Genomic DNA, 444 nt, shown 5'->3' on the forward strand with positions numbered 1-444 from the left:
GATTTGGCCGATGTTGACATTTAGGGTTCTCGCGATGGTCTCTTCGGGGACGCCGCTGTCGATGGCCTTCAGGATCATGAAGTGTTCCTGGATCGTCGCGAGCCGGCTTACCCGTTTGTTGTAGGTGAACGCCTCGTCATCGTTGGCGATCAAACAATCAACCTCAGTGATGCCCATCTCCCGCAAGATCTCAATGCGCATGTGTCCGTCGACCGAGAGGTACTTTCCAGGCGTGTCCTTGTCCCTTGCGACTACGGGCAGTTCCACCAGTCCGATCTCGCGAACGGACGACCTGACCTGTTGGTATTTTTGGGTTCCCTTGGTGCTTTCGGTGATCAGGTGAAGCGGCTGGATGTCTTCAAGCCGAAGGCGGATTGTATCACGCTCAAAAGCGGATTTTACGTCCGGAAGGGTAGGATGCTCTATGGTCATGCGGGCTCAACC

Annotated in this window: 1 protein-coding gene; it reads right to left on the reverse strand. The window is 55.2% G+C overall.

The annotated features are described in order from the left end of the window. A partial coding sequence (locus EN991_RS39485) for a ParB N-terminal domain-containing protein (RefSeq protein WP_164769829.1) occupies nt 1-432 on the reverse strand: 432 nt, incomplete at its 3' end. Between the last annotated feature and the right edge of the window lie 12 nt (nt 433-444).

Source organism: Mesorhizobium sp. M7A.F.Ca.US.005.03.2.1 (genome assembly GCF_003997795.1).
In the GTDB taxonomy this organism is placed as follows: domain Bacteria; phylum Pseudomonadota; class Alphaproteobacteria; order Rhizobiales; family Rhizobiaceae; genus Mesorhizobium; species Mesorhizobium ciceri.